Raw genomic sequence first — 16,214 nt, 5'->3', positions numbered from 1 at the left:
GCGATGGACATCCTCTATCTGCTGATCCCGCTGTCGGTGGTGCTCGTGCTGCTGGTGCTGGCCGTGTTCGGCTGGGCCGTGCAGGACGGTCAACTCGAGTCGCTGGACCGGGAAGGTCAACGAATCCTCGAGGACGACGCGCAAGCTTGACGCGTATCAACACGCGCTTCGGAGCGGCGCCGAACAATCCTTGCCATCGGCGCAGCCAGCGCCTCGAGGAGCCAGCATGGCAAGCAGATCAGGGTCGGAGGGAGGACGCGCCATCACGGCCGGTGAGGCGCCCAGTTATGAGGACGGCGTGGTCCGCGCGTTCTCGCTGGCCGCGGTGTTGTGGGGCGTGGTGGGGATGCTGGTCGGTGTGATCATCGCCGCGCAGCTCGCCTGGCCGGAACTGAACTTCGGCATCCCCTGGCTCAGCTACGGCCGGCTGAGGCCGTTGCACACGAACGCGGTGATCTTCGCCTTCGGCGGCTGCGTGCTGATGGCCACGGCTTTCCACGTCGTCCAACGCACCTGCCATGTTCGGCTCTTCGCGCCGGCCCTGGCGTGGTTCACCTTCTGGGGTTGGCAACTGGTGATCGTGCTCGCCGCGATCACGCTGCCGATGGGCCTGACGACCGGCAAGGAATACGCCGAGCTCGAATGGCCGATCGACCTGCTGATCGCCGTCGTCTGGGTGTCCTACGCGATCGTCTTCTTCGGCACGATCGGCGTGCGGCGCGTGCGCCACATCTACGTCGCCAACTGGTTCTTCGGCGCCTTCATCATCGCCGTCGCGCTGCTGCACATCGTCAACAGCGCGGAGATCCCGGTCTCGCTCACGAAGAGCTACTCCGCCTATGCCGGCGTGCAGGACGCGATGGTGCAGTGGTGGTACGGCCACAACGCGGTCGGCTTCTTCCTGACGGCGGGCTTCCTCGGGCTGATGTACTACTACATCCCCAAGCAGGCCAACCGGCCCGTCTACAGCTACCGGCTCTCCATCGTCCACTTCTGGGCGCTGATCTTCACCTACATGTGGGCGGGTCCCCACCACCTGCATTACACCGCGCTGCCCGACTGGGCGCAGAGCGTGGGCATGCTGTTCTCGCTGGTGCTGCTGGCGCCGAGCTGGGGCGGGATGATCAACGGCGTCATGACGTTGAGCGGCGCGTGGCACAAGCTGCGCGACGACCCCATCCTGAAGTTCCTGATCGTCGCGCTGTCGTTCTACGGCATGTCGACCTTCGAGGGACCGATGATGTCGATCAAGACCGTCAACGCGCTCTCGCACTACACCGACTGGACCGTCGGCCACGTGCACAGCGGCGCGCTGGGCTGGGTGGGCTTCATCTCGATGGGGGCGCTGTACCACCTGATCCCGCGCATGTACGGCCGCATCGACATGTACTCGAAGCGCGCCATCGAGCTGCACTTCTGGATCGCCACGCTGGGCATCGTGCTCTACATCGCCGCGATGTGGATCGCCGGCGTGATGCAGGGCCTGATGTGGCGCGCGGTGAACCCGGACGGCACGCTCACCTGGACCTTCGCCGAAGGCGTCAAGGCCACCTATCCGTTCTACGTGGTGCGCCTGCTCGGCGGCCTGCTGTACCTGGGCGGCATGTGCCTGATGGCCTGGAACGTCGTGATGACGGTCCGCGCCGGCCGGCCGGCCCGCCACCCCATCCCCGGCGCCGCGCTCGCGGCCGCCGCCTGATCGCATCGACAGGAGCACGCCATGGCCAACACCCATGCCCGCCCCGCCGGTCACGAGCGCATCGAGACCAGCCACTTCCTGATGATCGTGCTGGTGCTGCTGACGGTCATCGTCGGCGGCATCGTGGAGATCGTGCCGCTGTTCTTCCAGCGCTCGACCACGCAGCCGGTCGAACACCTCAAGCCCTACACGGCGCTGCAGCTTGCCGGTCGCGACGTCTACATCCGCGAGGGTTGCTACAACTGCCACTCGCAGATGATCCGGCCGCTGCGCGCGGAGACGCTGCGCTACGGCCACTACTCGATGGCCGGCGAGTTCGTCTACGACCATCCCTTCCAGTGGGGCAGCAAGCGCACCGGACCGGACCTCGCGCGTGTCGGCGGCAAGTACAGCGACGAGTGGCACCGCCTGCACCTGACCAACCCGCGCGACCTGGTGCCCGAGTCCAACATGCCCGCCTATGCCTGGCTGGCGGGCGCGGCGCTCGATCCGAAAGAGCTGGCGCCCAAGATGCGCGGGCTGCGGATCGTCGGCGTGCCCTACAGCGACGAACAGATCGCCCAGGCGGGCGACGAGGTCAAGGGACACACCGAGATGGACGCGGTCGTCGCCTACCTGCAGGTGCTGGGCACCGCGCTCAAGCCCTGATCGGAGGACCCCATGCCCGACATGGATCTGAATGCATTGCGCTCGGCGGTGACCGTGGTGTCGCTGCTGGTGTTCGTCGGCATCGTCGTCTGGGCCTATGCCCGGCACAACCGCGAACGTTTCGAAGACCTGGGCGCGCTCGTCCTGACGGGCGAGGACGCGCCGCGAGGAGGTCGTCATGAGTGATTTCGTTTCAAACGGCTGGTCGCTGTTCGTCGCCGCGGCGACCGTGCTCGGCCTGGTGCTGTGCCTGGCGCTGCTGATCATCGCCAGCCGCCGCAAGGTGATGGCCGAGGACAACTCCACCGGCCACGTCTGGGACGAGGACATCCGCGAGCTCAACAACCCGCTGCCGCGCTGGTGGATGGTGCTGTTCGTGCTGACGGTGGTGTTTTCGGGGCTCTACCTGGCGCTCTATCCGGGCCTTGGTGCGTACGCGGGCTCGCTGAGCTGGTCCAGCACCGGTCAGTACGAGGCCGAGCAGGCACAGGCGCGCGCGGCCATGCACACGATCTACTCGAGATTCGACGGCAAGCCGGTCGAGTCGCTGGCGGCGGATCCGCAGGCCCAGGCCATCGGCGAACGGCTCTTCGCCAACAACTGCGCGACGTGCCACGGTTCCGATGCCAAGGGCTCGAAGGGCTTTCCCAACCTGACCGACAACGACTGGCTCTACGGCGGCAGCGGCGACACGATCGTCCAGACCATCGCGCAGGGGCGTGAAGGCACGATGCCGCCGATGGCCGCGGCGGTCGGCAATGGCGAGGACGTGCGCAACCTCGCGCACTACGTGCTGAGCCTGTCGGGCAGTCCGCACAACTCGGTGGCGGCGGCGCTCGGCAAGTCCAAGTTCAGCGCCTGCGCGGCCTGTCACGGCATGGACGGCAAGGGCAACCAGGCGCTGGGCGCGCCCAACCTGACCGACAAGGTCTGGCTGCACGGGTGGGGCGAGTCCGCCATCGTCGCCATGGTCAACAACGGCAAGCACAGCCACATGCCCGAGCACGGCTCGCGCCTGAGCCCGGAACAGATCCGCGTCCTCGCCGCGTATGTCTGGGGCCTGTCCCATGAGCGGCCATGAGCGGCCCTGAACGGCGGGCGGTCTCGCTTTACGAAGCCGAAGCGAAGATCTACCCCCGCGCGGTGCACGGCTGGTTCGCCGTGTGGCGCTGGGCGCTGGTGTGGGCCACGCAACTGCTGTTCTACGGTCTGCCGTGGCTGCAGTGGAACGGACGCCAGGCGGTGCTGTTCGATCTGGAGGCGCGCCGCTTCCTGATCTTCGACCTGATCCTCTACCCGCAGGACTTCATCTACCTGACGGCGCTGCTGGTGGTGTCGGCATTCGGGCTGTTCTTCTTCACGGCGGTGGCGGGACGGCTGTGGTGCGGCTACGCCTGTCCGCAGACCGTCTACACCGAGATCTTCCTCTGGATCGAGCGCCACACCGAAGGCGACCGCGCCGCGCGCATCCGGCTCGACCGCGCCGGCTGGACCTTGGAGAAGCTGCTGCGCAAGGGCGGCAAGCACGCCGCGTGGCTGGCGGTGGCGCTGTGGACGGGCTTCACCTTCGTGGGCTACTTCGAGCCGATCCGCACGCTGGGCGGCAACGCGGCCGCGTTCGCGCTCGGCGGGTGGGCGCTCTTCTGGGTGCTGTTCTACGGCCTGGCCACCTACGGCAACGCCGGCTACCTGCGCGAGCAGGTCTGCAAGTACATGTGTCCGTACGCGCGCTTCCAGAGCGCGATGCTCGACCGCGACACGCTGATCATCAGCTACGACACCGCACGCGGCGATCCGCGCGGCCCGCGTTCGAAGAAGGCAGACCCGTCGGTCATGGGCCTCGGGTCCTGCGTCGATTGCCAGCAGTGCGTCCACGTCTGTCCGACCGGCATCGACATCCGCCGGGGGCTGCAATACGAATGCATCGGCTGTGCCGCGTGCATCGACGTCTGCAACGACGTGATGGACAAGTTCGGCTACGAGCGCGGATTGATCCGCTATGCGACGCAGAACGGCATGCGCCATCGCTGGACGGCGGCTCAGCAGTGGCGTCGCGTGCTGCGGCCCCGCGTGCTGGTCTACGGCGCGATCCTGGTGCTGGTCTCGGGCGGTCTGGTCTGGAGCTTGGCCGTCCGTCTGCCGTTCAAGGTCGACGTCGTGCGCGATCGTGCGACGCTCGCGCGCGAGGTCGACGACGGCGTGGTCGAGAACCTCTACCGCCTGCAGCTGATGAACGCCGCGGAATCGACGCAGCGCTTCGTCGTGGATGTGCGGGGCATCGATGGCCTTCGCGTGGCCTCGCCGTCCGGGGAGTTGGCGCTCGGGCCCGCGGAGGCGCGCTGGGTCACCGTCGCGCTGCGTCTGCCGCCTGAGGTCGCGCGTGAACTCGGTCCCGGCGCGCATCCGATGCACTTCGCCGTCCGACGGGTTGCGCCGTCTGGCGCGTCGATGGGCCCCGTCGATGCCACGGAGCGCGAGCTGCTCGAGAAATCGACCTTCGTCGTGCCGCGATGAGCGCGGCCGCCTTCCCCTTTCCCCCATTTTCCTTTCCCCTTTCCCCTTTCCCCTTTCTCTCTTTGCCTCTTCATCAGGAGCGGATATGACCCCCACACGCTTGAACGACGCCGATCTCCCTGCCAGCGGTCCTTGGTGGCGACACCCGACGATGTGGCTGGTCGTCGGCGGCCCGAGCATCGTGGTGGTGGCCTCGATGGCGACGCTGACGCTCGCCATCGTGCATCCCGACCCGGTGGTGCATTCGACGAGTGCGGTCGATCGCAGTGGCGTCGCTGCGGACGAGATCAGCGACCCTGCCACGACGCCCGCGCTGAAGGCACGCAACCATGCGGCGACGGGCGGACAGTCGCGCTGAGGTCGCCATGCTCGATGACGTCGATGACGTCGATGACGTGGATCCCGTGGCTGACGTTGGCGATGTCGCCGACGTCGCCGATGCGCCGCTAGGCGGTGCGCCGGACCAGCTGCAGCAGCTGTCGTGGCTTGAGCACGCGGACCTCGCGCGCCCGCACTTCGAGCAGGCCATCGTCCTGCATCCGGGAGAAGGTGCGGCTCACCGTCTCCAGCGTCAGGCCGAGGTAGCTGCCGATCTCATCGCGGGTCATCCGCAGGACGACGCTCGACGACGAGAAGCCGCGCGCCCGCAGCCGCCGCATCAGGTTGATCAGGAAGGTCGCCACGCGCTGCTCGGCGCGCACCGACCCGAGCAGCATCATCACGCCCTGGTCGCGCACGATCTCGCGGCTCATCAGGCGGTGGAACTGTCGACGCAGCCGGTCGACTTCGCGGGTGATGTCCTCGATGCGGCCGTAGGGCACGACGCAGATGTGCGAGTCCTCCAGCGCCACCGCCTGGCTGGCGTAGGCGCCGCTGAAGATGCCGTCGAGGCCGAGCATCTCTCCGGCCATGTGGAAGCCGGTGATCTGATCGCGGCCGTCCTCCGCCGAGGCCGAGGTCTTGAAGAAGCCGGTGCGCACGATGTAGAGGGCGTCGAACGGATCGCGGGGCTTGAACAGCACTGTGCCCCGCGTGACATGCCGGCGGTCCGAGACCATGCGCTCGAGCTGATGGACGTCGGCGGCCGGCAGTCCCGTCGGCAGGCAGACCTGCCGCACCGTGCAGGTGGCGCAGGTGATCCGGGTCGTGTCGGGCGGCGCGGACAGCACGGGCCGCGCAGGCGCGGGCGCCGAAGCGGGAGGAGGGGGTGGGGCGGGCAAGGTGGTGGCGCTCGGCATGAGTTCGTCGGACATGCGAGGAAGCGGCGGATTCTTTGCCGGGGCATCGACGCCGGCAATGACATCAATCAATGACGCTTTGCCAACAAAGGGTGAGGATGGCGCCCATGTGCCCTGACCCGACCCCCTGGGACTGCAGCATCCCCGATGCCGATCTGCTGCGCCGCTTCGACATCGCGGGACCGCGCTACACCTCGTACCCGACGGCGGACCGCTTCCACGCGGGCCTCGATGCCGAGCGCCACGGCGAGATGCTGGCGCTGCGCGCCTTCGGCCCCGCGGCGCGGCAGCCGATGTCGGTCTACGTGCACATCCCGTTCTGCGAGTCGGTCTGCTACTACTGCGCCTGCAACAAGGTGGTCACGCGGCACCGTGAGCGTGCGGCGGCCTACGTCGACGCACTCGAGGTCGAGATGGGCCTGGTGCATCGCCGGCTCGGCGATCGCGCGCTGGTGTCGCAGCTGCACTTCGGCGGCGGCACGCCGACCTTCCTTGCCGATCGCGAGCTGTCGATGCTGATGGCGCTGCTGCACCGCCATTTCCGCCTGGCCGCGGATGCCGAGATCTCGATCGAGGTGGACCCGCGCACCATCGACGTCGCGCGGCTGCGTCATCTGCGCGCGTTGGGCTTCAACCGGCTGAGCTTCGGCGTGCAGGACTTCGACCCCGACGTGCAGCGCGCCGTGCATCGCGAGCAGAGCCTGGAGAGCGTTGCCGCGTTGATCGGCGCCTCGCGCGACCTGGGGTTCCGCTCGATCAACGTCGATCTGATCCACGGCCTGCCGCTGCAGACGCCGACCTCGTTCGCGCGCACGATCGAACAGGTGGCGACGCTGCGGCCCGATCGCATCGCGCTCTACGGCTACGCGCACCTGCCGCACCGCTTCAAGCCGCAGCGGCGCATCGAGCCCGCCGCGCTGCCGCCGCCCGGGGACAAGCTGCGCATGCTGTCCGGCGCGATCGCAGGCTTCCTCGCGCGGGGCTACAGCTACATCGGCATGGACCACTTCGCGCTCGCGGACGATCCGTTGGCCGCCGCGAAGCGGGAAGGGCGCCTGCATCGCAACTTCCAGGGCTACAGCACGCAGCCGGACTGCGACCTCGTGGCGCTGGGCGTCTCGGCGATCTCGAAGCTGGGCGCCTCGTTCGCGCAGAACGTGAAGACGCTGCCCGAGTACTACGCGGCCTTGCGCGAGGGCCGGCTACCGGTGGAGCGCGGTCTGGTCCTCGACCAGGACGACCTCGTGCGGCGCGATGCGATCATGGCGCTGATGTGCCAGGGCCGGCTCGACTTCGAGCCGATCGAGCGCTCGCACGGGATCGTCGCGGCCGAGTACTTCGCGGGGGAGCTCGATCGTCTGCGCCAGATGGCGGCGGACGGACTCGTCACGATCGAGCCGAGCGCGGTGCAGGTGACGCCGATGGGATGGTTCTTCGTTCGGGCGGTCGCCATGGTGTTCGACCGGTACCTGAGGCCGGGAAGCACCGCGGGCGCATCGCTCGCGACCTCGGCGATCTCGGCGACGACGCCGATGAGCGCCGCCGATGCGATGAGCGCCGCCGATGGCGCGTCGGTCGAGTCGCCGGTGCGTTTCTCGCGCATCTTCTGAAGTCGAAGGACGGATACGGGATGCTGTCGCTCGCGCTTGCCGGGACCGCGCTCGTGATGGGTGCCGCCGGCAGCCTCCATTGCGCGGCGATGTGCGTCGCGCCGTGTGCGGCGGTGACCGGCGGCCGGCGCGGCGGGATGGCCGCCTTCCAGGCGGGGAGGCTGCTGGGCTACGCGGCAGCCGGGGCCCTGGTCGCGGCCAGCGTCGGCGGCCTGCTGCGTTGGGAGGCGACCTCCGGGGCCTTGCGGCCGCTGTGGCTGATGGTGCATCTCGCGGCGCTGGCGATGGGGGCGTTCCTCTTCTGGCGCGCGGAGCCGCCGCGGTGGGTGCTGCGACTCTGGACGACCCGGGCGCCGGCGGCGGTCGGGATTCCGGTCGCGTCGCTCGGCGCAGGCGCCGTCGCGTTGTCTCCGACACGCACGGCCGGCGCCGGTCTGGCCGGACTAGCTTGGCTGGCCTGGCCCTGTGGGTTGCTGCATGCCGCGCTGACCGTCGCGGCGCTCGCGGAAGGCCCCTGGCAGGGCGCCGGCGTGATGGCGGCCTTCGCGCTCGGCTCATCGCCGGGCTTGCTCGCCGGTCCCTGGCTGCTGGCCCGCCTGGGCGGCGCGGGGATGCGGGGCGGTCCCGCGGGCGGCTCGGGTGTGCGAATGGCAACCCGTCTGTCCGGCGCGATACTGGCGGCGGGGTCGCTCTGGGCGCTCGGTCACGGCCTGTGGGCGCAGATCCGCGCGTTCTGCGGCTGACCGTCCCAGGGACATGGTCCGGGCATCAGCCGATTGAAAGTTTCGCTGTCATAGAATCGGCGCTTCCGGTTTACCCCAAACCACCCACGCGACTCGCGGAGACGACTCCATGTACCAGCACATCAAGGTGCCCGAGGGCGGCCAGAAGATCACGGTCAACGCCGACTTCTCGCTCAACGTTCCGAACAACCCGATCATTCCTTACATCGAGGGTGACGGTACCGGCTTCGACATCACCCCGGTGATGATCAAGGTGGTGGACGCGGCCGTGGCGAAGGCTTACGGCGGCGCCAAGAAGATCCACTGGATGGAGATCTACGCCGGCGAGAAGTCGACGAAGGTCTACGGCCCCGACGTGTGGCTGCCCGAAGAGACGCTGACGGTCCTGAAGGACTACGTGGTCTCGATCAAGGGCCCGCTGACGACGCCGGTCGGCGGCGGCATCCGCTCGCTGAACGTCGCGCTGCGCCAGGAACTGGACCTGTACGTGTGCCTGCGCCCGGTGCGCTGGTTCGAAGGCGTGCCGTCGCCGGTCAAGGAACCGCACAAGACGGACATGGTCATCTTCCGTGAGAACTCGGAAGACATCTACGCCGGCATCGAATTCGAAGCCGAGAGCGAGAAGGCCAAGAAGCTGATCAAGATCCTGCAAGAGGAATTCGGCGTCAAGAAGATCCGCTTCCCGGAGACCTCGGGCATCGGCGTGAAGCCGGTGTCGCGCGAAGGCACGGAGCGTCTGGTCCGCAAGGCCATCCAGTACGCGATCGACAACGACAAGCCGAGCGTCACGATCGTCCACAAGGGCAACATCATGAAGTTCACCGAAGGTGGCTTCCGTGACTGGGCCTACGCCCTGGCCCAGAAGGAATTCGGCGCCGAGCTGATCGACGGCGGCCCGTGGTGCAAGTTCAAGAACCCGAAGACCGGCAAGGACATCGTGGTCAAGGACAGCATCGCTGACGCGTTCCTGCAGCAGATCCTGCTGCGTCCGGCCGAGTACTCGGTCGTGGCGACGCTGAACCTGAACGGCGACTACATCTCCGACGCGCTGGCGGCTCAAGTCGGCGGCATCGGCATCGCCCCGGGCGCGAACCTGAGCGACTCCGTCGCCATGTTCGAAGCCACCCACGGCACGGCGCCGAAGTACGCGGGCAAGGACTACGTGAACCCCGGTTCCGAGATCCTGTCGGCTGAAATGATGCTGCGTCACATGGGCTGGACGGAAGCGGCCGACCTGATCATCTCGTCGATCGAGAAGTCGATCCTGTCCAAGAAGGTCACGTACGACTTCGCCCGCCTGCTGGACGGCGCGACGCAGGTGTCGTGCTCGGGCTTCGGTCAGGTGATGATCGAGAACATGTGATCGTTGCAGGCCCGGCGGCTTCGCCGGGCTCCGGTCAAAAACCCCAGTGCGCGAAAGCGCCTGGGGTTTTTTCATGTCGAGATGATCGGTGGGCTCACGCGCTCTCCCTTGTCAGGATCGAGTCAGAGCGGGTCAGGCGCGGCCAGGGTCAGGTGTTGACGACCGGCCGCAGGCAAAAGTGGCTCAGCTTTCGGTCGGCCGCTGATAGCGTGGCTTGAGATCCATCATCAGGAGCCGGCTGGTGGCGCCTTCAGGCATGCCGCCGTCCGCCATGATCTTGTTCTTGAGGGCCACTATCAGGTCGAGCTTCTTATCGGGATCCGGCTGGTCGTGGATGGCCTGCACGGCCTCCTGATGTTTCTCGACTGCACCGGAAATGAAGTCATGGAGTTCGGGAGACACTGTCTTCGCCGGTGCCGGCCTATGCGAAGTGCCAGCCTGCATGGCGAGAAGCTCCGGCGGCATCGAGGGGGGAATCGTCGCGACTGGGACCAGAGCCACCTTGGAAATGGCGCCTGGGTTGACCTTGCGGTCGCCACTCATGCTATTCACGAAATCCCCATCGTGGGCACTGGCAGCGTTGCTCGCGGCGTTCCACGACTTTCCTGTTCCGCGCGTTCCTTCCTTGAACCCGGCGCCTTGCGGTGCCACCACGGCGTACATGACATTGGTCTTGTCGGGCTTGACGTAGTCGTCGACGGGACGGATGGACGTGTAGAGCCCGGATCCGTGGATGTTCATTCCGGCAACGCCGCCACCCAGGCCGTGATTTGCATCGGCAGAAAAGCCTTGATTCCGGATCGCGTCGGCGTTTTCCTGAGTGGTGACGTGATAGCCGAACACTTGGACAGGCCCGTGCTGGCCTTGCAACGCGTCCTTGATTGTCGATTCGATCTCCGTGGCCTGCCCCTTGGTCGGAACCCGCGAGTACATCGGAAGACCGGGAACGTCGATCACCTTTCCGCCGAGTTGGCTGGCTCCGGCGGCATGCGATGAGATGGCGCCGATCTGCGATGCCTGTGCCGTCGTGGCTGATGCCAGGTGCTCGGTGCGGGGTGGCAGGACGGCGTTCTGTCTCATTCGCTTCGCCGGTTGATCCGCCGCCATGTCCATGTCATCGGCCGGGCGCTTTGTCGCGGGCGAGCCGGCGGACAGCGGCAGGGATGGCTTGCGACTGGGGGCTGCGGCAAGGCCCGACAGTTCATATGAGCCTGGTGGCCGGGCAGCGCCAGCTTCTCCGGATGGCGAGCGATTGAGCGGATTCGATTGCTGAGTCTGGCCAATCTGAGGGCTCGTCGTTGGCGCGTCACTGTGAAGCTTCATTGAAGTGCCCCCGGGGCAAATGGTCTTGCCTCATGGTGTCGGCCTTTCGGAGCGCACTGTCGTGCGCACGCGAAGCTGGCTACGAGGAGGCGAATCCAGCATTCGGCTGGATCTTTGGTTCGTGCGGACGCATCAACCGCTCCTGCACCAACATCCTGGCGCCCCAGCGGGGCTGCAGCGAGAACGCGGCATCTGGGGATGACCAGGGAGGAACTATTGATGCCACGCATCCGCAGTGGAGCTGGCTGACGGGGTTCTGCTTCCTGAAGACGGTGGCCTGACCGTCGGCGCGGGACCCGCGCTTGCCTGTCCATGAACATCCAGACATCAAAGGACTGTTCATGCGACACCAACCCTTACCCCGCTCGCCCAGGAGCGGTCTGATCGCCGCGGGCGTTCTCGCCGTCGCCGCGCTGACCGGATGCTCGACCAACAAGGTCGAGACCGCCTCGCAGGTCGGCGAGAGCCGCGGTGCCCTCGACGCGGCGCAGACCAGCATCGGCGCCGGCGATTCGCCCGACCTGGTCGTGGCCCGCGCACGCCTGGCTGAAGCCCAGGAAGCCCAGAAGAAGGGCGACCACGCGCTCGCCCGCCGCAAGGCCGACGAAGCCGAGGCCGCCGCCTCGTTGGCGCGTTCCAAGTCCGCGCGCGACCGCTCCGAGAAGGCCGCTGCCGAACTCGACCGCAGCCTCTCGACCTTGCGCGAGGAACTCAATCGAGGTCCGGCCTCTGCCGCGCCCAACCGTTGACCTGTCAGCGACTTCCACTCTGAGGAGACATCATGAATCGATATTGGAATCTCGCTGGCGGACTCACGGCCCTGGCGCTGGCCGCCTGCTCGTCGGTGCCCGTTCCCCACGCGGGCCTGGAAGCAGCGAAGCGCGACTACGCGCAAGCGAGCAGCGATCCGAACACCAGTCGCTACGCCGCGACGGAGCTTGCCAAGGCCAGGGAGTCCCTGGACCGGGCCGACTTCGCCTGGCGGGAGCGCAAGGACCCGTCTGAGCTGGACAGCGCCGCCACCGTCGCTTCCCAACGTGCCCAGACGGCGATCAACCTGGGCGCCGCGCGCGCCGCCGACGCCAAGGTCGAATCGGCCGGGCTCGAACGCGAGCGCCTGCGCGCGGAGGTCCGCACCCGTCAGGCCCAGGTCGCACAGGGACAGGCCCAGGTCGCGCAAGGTCAGGCGGCCACTGCGGAGGCCGCCGCCATGGCTGCTTCCGAGCGCGCCAACCGCCTGCAACGCGAGCTCGCGGAGATCCAGGCCAAGCCGACGCCGCAAGGCCTCGTCGTCATGCTGCAGGACGTCCTGTTCGACACCGGCAGGGCGACGCTGAAGGAAGGCGCCTACAGCCGCCTCGACACCTTGTCCTCGGCGCTGCGCAACCACCCGGAACGCCGCATCCTGATCGAGGGCTTCACCGACAGCACGGGCAGCGCCGAGAGCAACCTCGCTCTGTCCCGGGCGCGGGCAGAGTCGGTGCGGGATGCGCTCGTGAAGCGCGGCGTCGCCGCCGGGCGGGTCGATGTGCGCGGCAACGGGGAAGCGCGCCCGGTAGCCTCCAACGCTGACGCCGCCGGGCGCCAGCAGAACCGGCGCGTGGAGATCGTGTTCTCCGACGAGCGCGGCGCGTTTGCAGGGGTACGTTGAAATCGGTAGGTCCGGGCGGGGAAACGGGCGTCCCGGCGCCTGGTTTCTCGAGCGAGTCCTTGACCGATCCTGGGTCGATGTTTCCTTCTGACCACAGGGCGGCCCGGTCGCCGGGCCGGCCGCCAACCGCGCTGGTCGGTTGGCCGGTGGCCGCCCGCCGCCGGAATGCAGAAAGCCCGCTTGCGCGGGCTTTCTTGCGTGCGATCCAGATCAGCGGAGGTTGTTCAGGCCGCTGCCTGCTGCCCGGCGTGGGTGTCCGCCATCAGCGCAATCCCGATCGGCGCGTCGATCGCGTCGCTGCCGTCGCCACCGTCCAAGGGACGGATGTTCTGCGCCAGCTGGCCCTTGGGGCCTTGCACCAGCTCGTAGCTCACCTTGCCGCCTTGTTTCAGCGTCCGGAAGCCGTCCATCTGAATGGCTGAGAAGTGCGCGAAAACGTCGCCTCCGCCTTGTTCGGGTTCAATAAAGCCAAACCCTTTGGCATCGTTGAACCACTTGACCGTGCCTGTTGCCATGTTCTTCTCCATCCCGGTGTCTTTCTCGCACCGGGGCGGATTCTCAAATCCGTGTCAAGTCAGTGTCAATTGAGGAACTCCCCGGGGTACGGAGCCGCGAAGGTGACAAACTCGGGGCATTGACAGGCGGAAGCCTGTCCCCATGTAGGGTGCTCCCGCTGTTTATAGAATCGGTTCATGCCATTGTTTGCCCAACAGCCCCCACCCGCGGGACCGCCCGGCCCTCAGCCGCCGGGTCCGGAGGACGGTGGGAATTCGACCACCCTGGAGCGTGTCGCTCAGAAGACGGAGCCGCCGCGCCTGTACCAGGTGCTGATGCTCAATGACGACTTCACACCGATGGAGTTTGTGGTGATGGTCTTGCAGGAGTACTTCCGCCATGACCTGGATACGGCCACCCAGATCATGTTGAAGATCCATCACGACGGTCGTGGCGTCTGCGGTGTTTTCACCAAGGATGTCGCGGCCACCAAGGTCGAAATGGTGCTGGCGGCCGCACGGCGCGCCGGTCACCCCCTGCAGTGCATTATGGAGGCCGCATGATTGCGCAAGAGCTTGAAGTCAGCCTGCACATGGCGTTTGTCGAAGCGCGCCAGCAGCGCCACGAGTTCATCACCGTGGAACACCTGCTGATGGCGCTGCTGGACAACCCGTCCGCGGCGGAGGTGCTGCGCGCATGCGCGGCGAATATCGAGGACCTGCGCAAGTCGCTTGCGCAGTTCATCAAGGAGAACACGCCGACCGTCGGCGGCACCGACGAGGTGGACACCCAGCCCACGCTGGGATTCCAGCGCGTGATCCAGCGCGCGATCATGCACGTCCAGTCGACCGGCAACGGCAAGAAGGAAGTGACCGGCGCCAACGTGCTGGTCGCGATCTTCGGCGAGAAGGACTCCCACGCCGTCTACTACCTGCACCAGCAGGGCGTGACGCGGCTGGACGTCGTCAACTTCATCGCCCACGGCATCAAGAAGAGCGAGCCGCCCGAGCCCCCGAAGGGTCCGGAAGGCAACAGCGGCGAGTCCGAGCGCGAGGAAGGCGAGGGCGGCCAGGGTCAGGGCGGCGGCAAGGGCAGCCCGCTCGAGCAGTTCACCCAGAACCTCAACCAGCTGGCGCGCGACGGCAAGATCGATCCGCTGATCGGCCGCGAGCTCGAGGTCGAGCGCGTGGTGCAGGTGCTGTGCCGCCGCCGCAAGAACAACCCGCTGCTGGTCGGCGAGGCCGGCGTGGGCAAGACCGCGATCGCCGAAGGCCTGGCCTGGCGCATCACCGAGGGCCAGGTGCCCGACGTGCTGGCCGAGGCGGTGGTCTATTCGCTGGACATGGGCGCGCTGCTGGCGGGCACCAAGTACCGCGGCGACTTCGAGCAGCGCCTCAAGGCGGTGATCAAGCAGCTGAAGGACCAGCCCGGCGCGATCCTCTTCATCGACGAGATCCACACCCTGATCGGCGCCGGCGCGGCGTCGGGCGGCACGCTGGACGCGAGCAACCTGCTTAAGCCGGCGCTGTCGTCGGGCCAGCTGAAGTGCATCGGCGCGACGACCTTCAGCGAGTACCGCGGCATCTTCGAGAAGGACGCGGCGCTGTCGCGGCGCTTCCAGAAGATCGACGTGGTCGAGCCGACCGTCGACCAGACTGTCGAGATCCTCAAGGGCCTGAAGTCGCGCTTCGAGGAGCACCACAGCGTCAAGTACGCGCTGACCGCGCTGCAGGCCGCTGCGGAGCTCTCGGCCAAGTACATCAATGACCGTCACCTGCCGGACAAGGCCATCGACGTCATCGACGAGGCTGGTGCCGCCCAGCGCGTGCTCCCGAAGAGCAAGCAGAAGAAGACGATCACCCGCGCGGAGGTCGAGGACATCGTCGCCAAGATCGCGCGCATTCCGCCGGCCTCGGTGTCGTCGGATGATCGCGGCAAGCTCAAGAGCCTGGACCGCGACCTCAAGAGCGTGGTCTTCGGCCAGGATCCGTCCATCGACGCGCTGGCCGCGGCCATCAAGATGGCGCGCTCGGGCCTGGGCAAGCCGGACAAGCCGATCGGTTCCTTCCTGTTCAGCGGCCCGACGGGCGTGGGCAAGACGGAAGTCGCCAAGCAACTGGCCTACATCCTGGGCATCGAGCTGATCCGCTTCGACATGTCCGAGTACATGGAGCGTCACGCCGTCAGCCGCCTGATCGGCGCGCCTCCGGGCTACGTGGGCTTCGACCAGGGCGGTCTGCTGACCGAGGCGATCACGAAGAAGCCGCACGCGGTGCTGCTGCTCGACGAGATCGAGAAGGCGCATCCGGACGTCTTCAACGTGCTGCTGCAGGTCATGGACCACGGCACGCTGACGGACAACAACGGACGCAAGGCCGACTTCCGCAACGTGATCATCATCATGACCACGAACGCGGGCGCGGAGGCGATGACCAAGTCGACGATCGGCTTCACGACCAAGCGTGAGCAGGGCGACGAGATGGCCGACATCAAGCGCCTGTTCACGCCGGAGTTCCGCAACCGTCTGGACGCGATCGTCAACTTCGGCGCGCTGAACGAGGACATCATCCTGCGGGTGGTGGACAAGTTCCTGCTGCAGCTCGAAAGCCAACTGGCCGAGAAGAAGGTCGAGGTCACTTTCAGCGACGCGTTGCGCAAGCACCTCGCCGCCAAGGGTTTCGATCCGCAGATGGGTGCCCGCCCGATGCAGCGCCTGATCCAGGACACGATCCGTCGCGCCCTGGCCGACGAACTGCTGTTCGGTCGCCTGATCGACGGCGGTCGCCTCAGCGTGGACGTCGACGACAAGGGCGAGGTCCAGTTGGACATCACGCCCAACAAGAAGGACAACAAGCCCAAGTCCGAGCCCGCCACGGCGGACTGACGCTAGTCAACGCCTGACCCCAAAGCCCGCTCACGCGGGCTTTTTC

Annotated in this window: 17 protein-coding genes; 14 read left to right on the top strand and 3 right to left on the bottom strand. The window is 67.1% G+C overall.

Going from position 1 to position 16,214, the window contains the following annotated elements; translation table 11 throughout:
* The first annotated feature begins 3 nt into the window (after window positions 1-3).
* From ccoS to AC07PR_RS20690, 7 genes are all read left to right on the top strand, one after another.
* Entirely contained in the window at window positions 4-150 is a 147-nt protein-coding gene (ccoS, locus tag AC07PR_RS20720) for a cbb3-type cytochrome oxidase assembly protein CcoS (RefSeq protein ID WP_067269376.1), read from the top strand.
* A 76-nt stretch (window positions 151-226) separates the two neighbouring features.
* The gene (ccoN, locus tag AC07PR_RS20715) at window positions 227-1,699 is read left to right on the top strand and encodes a cytochrome-c oxidase, cbb3-type subunit I (RefSeq protein WP_495136425.1); all 1,473 of its coding nucleotides are present in this window, start codon (window positions 227-229) and stop codon (window positions 1,697-1,699) included.
* 21 nt (window positions 1,700-1,720) lie between these two features.
* Window positions 1,721-2,347, top strand: a complete 627-nt coding sequence (ccoO, locus tag AC07PR_RS20710) for a cytochrome-c oxidase, cbb3-type subunit II (RefSeq protein ID WP_495136424.1) — start codon at window positions 1,721-1,723, stop codon at window positions 2,345-2,347.
* 12 nt (window positions 2,348-2,359) lie between these two features.
* A complete protein-coding gene (locus tag AC07PR_RS20705; protein WP_377156444.1) occupies window positions 2,360-2,533 on the top strand; it encodes a cbb3-type cytochrome oxidase subunit 3 in 174 nt (57 codons plus the stop codon).
* Window positions 2,526-3,428, top strand: coding sequence for a cytochrome-c oxidase, cbb3-type subunit III (gene ccoP, locus AC07PR_RS20700; protein WP_495136423.1), 903 nt, complete (start codon window positions 2,526-2,528; stop codon window positions 3,426-3,428). Before AC07PR_RS20705 ends, ccoP begins: the two co-directional genes overlap by 8 nt.
* Window positions 3,425-4,861, top strand: a complete 1,437-nt coding sequence (gene ccoG / locus AC07PR_RS20695; RefSeq protein WP_495136422.1) for a cytochrome c oxidase accessory protein CcoG — start codon at window positions 3,425-3,427, stop codon at window positions 4,859-4,861. The genes ccoP and ccoG overlap by 4 nt, the downstream gene beginning before the upstream one ends.
* Window positions 4,862-4,946: 85 nt before the next feature.
* Window positions 4,947-5,219, top strand: coding sequence for a hypothetical protein (locus tag AC07PR_RS20690; protein ID WP_377156440.1), 273 nt, complete (start codon window positions 4,947-4,949; stop codon window positions 5,217-5,219).
* Between the two features lie 88 nt (window positions 5,220-5,307).
* On the opposite strand, the gene AC07PR_RS20685 is transcribed toward AC07PR_RS20690, so the two are convergent.
* Window positions 5,308-6,114, bottom strand: coding sequence for a cyclic nucleotide-binding domain-containing protein (locus AC07PR_RS20685; RefSeq protein WP_377156438.1), 807 nt, complete (start codon window positions 6,112-6,114; stop codon window positions 5,308-5,310).
* Between the two features lie 92 nt (window positions 6,115-6,206).
* On the opposite strand from AC07PR_RS20685, the gene hemN reads away from it, so the two are divergent.
* From hemN to icd, 3 genes are all read left to right on the top strand, one after another.
* A complete protein-coding gene (gene hemN / locus AC07PR_RS20680; RefSeq protein WP_495136421.1) occupies window positions 6,207-7,709 on the top strand; it encodes an oxygen-independent coproporphyrinogen III oxidase in 1,503 nt (500 codons plus the stop codon).
* 20 nt (window positions 7,710-7,729) lie between these two features.
* On the top strand, window positions 7,730-8,452 hold the full coding sequence (locus AC07PR_RS20675; RefSeq protein ID WP_495136420.1) for a sulfite exporter TauE/SafE family protein: 723 nt from the start codon (window positions 7,730-7,732) through the stop codon (window positions 8,450-8,452).
* Window positions 8,453-8,561: 109 nt separating this feature from the next.
* On the top strand, window positions 8,562-9,815 hold the full coding sequence (gene icd / locus AC07PR_RS20670; protein WP_279759129.1) for an NADP-dependent isocitrate dehydrogenase: 1,254 nt from the start codon (window positions 8,562-8,564) through the stop codon (window positions 9,813-9,815).
* Window positions 9,816-9,998: 183 nt separating this feature from the next.
* On the opposite strand, the gene AC07PR_RS20665 is transcribed toward icd, so the two are convergent.
* Window positions 9,999-10,895 carry a hypothetical protein gene (locus AC07PR_RS20665; protein ID WP_495136419.1) on the bottom strand — a complete coding sequence of 299 codons (897 nt, stop codon included), beginning with the start codon at window positions 10,893-10,895 and terminating at the stop codon, window positions 9,999-10,001.
* Window positions 10,896-11,479: 584 nt separating this feature from the next.
* On the opposite strand from AC07PR_RS20665, the gene AC07PR_RS20660 reads away from it, so the two are divergent.
* Together AC07PR_RS20660 and AC07PR_RS20655 are read left to right on the top strand one after the other, a co-directional pair.
* Complete coding sequence (locus AC07PR_RS20660; protein ID WP_495136418.1) at window positions 11,480-11,887, top strand: hypothetical protein; 408 nt, start codon at window positions 11,480-11,482, stop codon at window positions 11,885-11,887.
* Window positions 11,888-11,919: 32 nt separating this feature from the next.
* Window positions 11,920-12,789: an OmpA family protein gene (locus tag AC07PR_RS20655; RefSeq protein ID WP_495136417.1), complete on the top strand. Its 870-nt coding sequence runs from the start codon at window positions 11,920-11,922 to the stop codon at window positions 12,787-12,789.
* 224 nt (window positions 12,790-13,013) lie between these two features.
* Here the strand turns inward: AC07PR_RS20655 and AC07PR_RS20650 are convergent, their stop codons facing one another.
* Window positions 13,014-13,316, bottom strand: a complete 303-nt coding sequence (locus AC07PR_RS20650; RefSeq protein WP_495136416.1) for a cold-shock protein — start codon at window positions 13,314-13,316, stop codon at window positions 13,014-13,016.
* 165 nt (window positions 13,317-13,481) lie between these two features.
* Between AC07PR_RS20650 and clpS the strand changes: the two genes are divergently transcribed.
* Entirely contained in the window at window positions 13,482-13,847 is a 366-nt protein-coding gene (gene clpS, locus AC07PR_RS20645) for an ATP-dependent Clp protease adapter ClpS (protein ID WP_377156424.1), read from the top strand.
* A complete protein-coding gene (gene clpA, locus AC07PR_RS20640) occupies window positions 13,844-16,168 on the top strand; it encodes an ATP-dependent Clp protease ATP-binding subunit ClpA (RefSeq protein ID WP_377156422.1) in 2,325 nt (774 codons plus the stop codon). The genes clpS and clpA overlap by 4 nt, the downstream gene beginning before the upstream one ends.
* The last annotated feature ends 46 nt before the right edge of the window (window positions 16,169-16,214 follow it).

It is taken from the genome of Roseateles sp. GW821-FHT09H11 (assembly GCF_059415845.1).
This window is presented reverse-complemented; position numbering and strand designations above follow the sequence as displayed.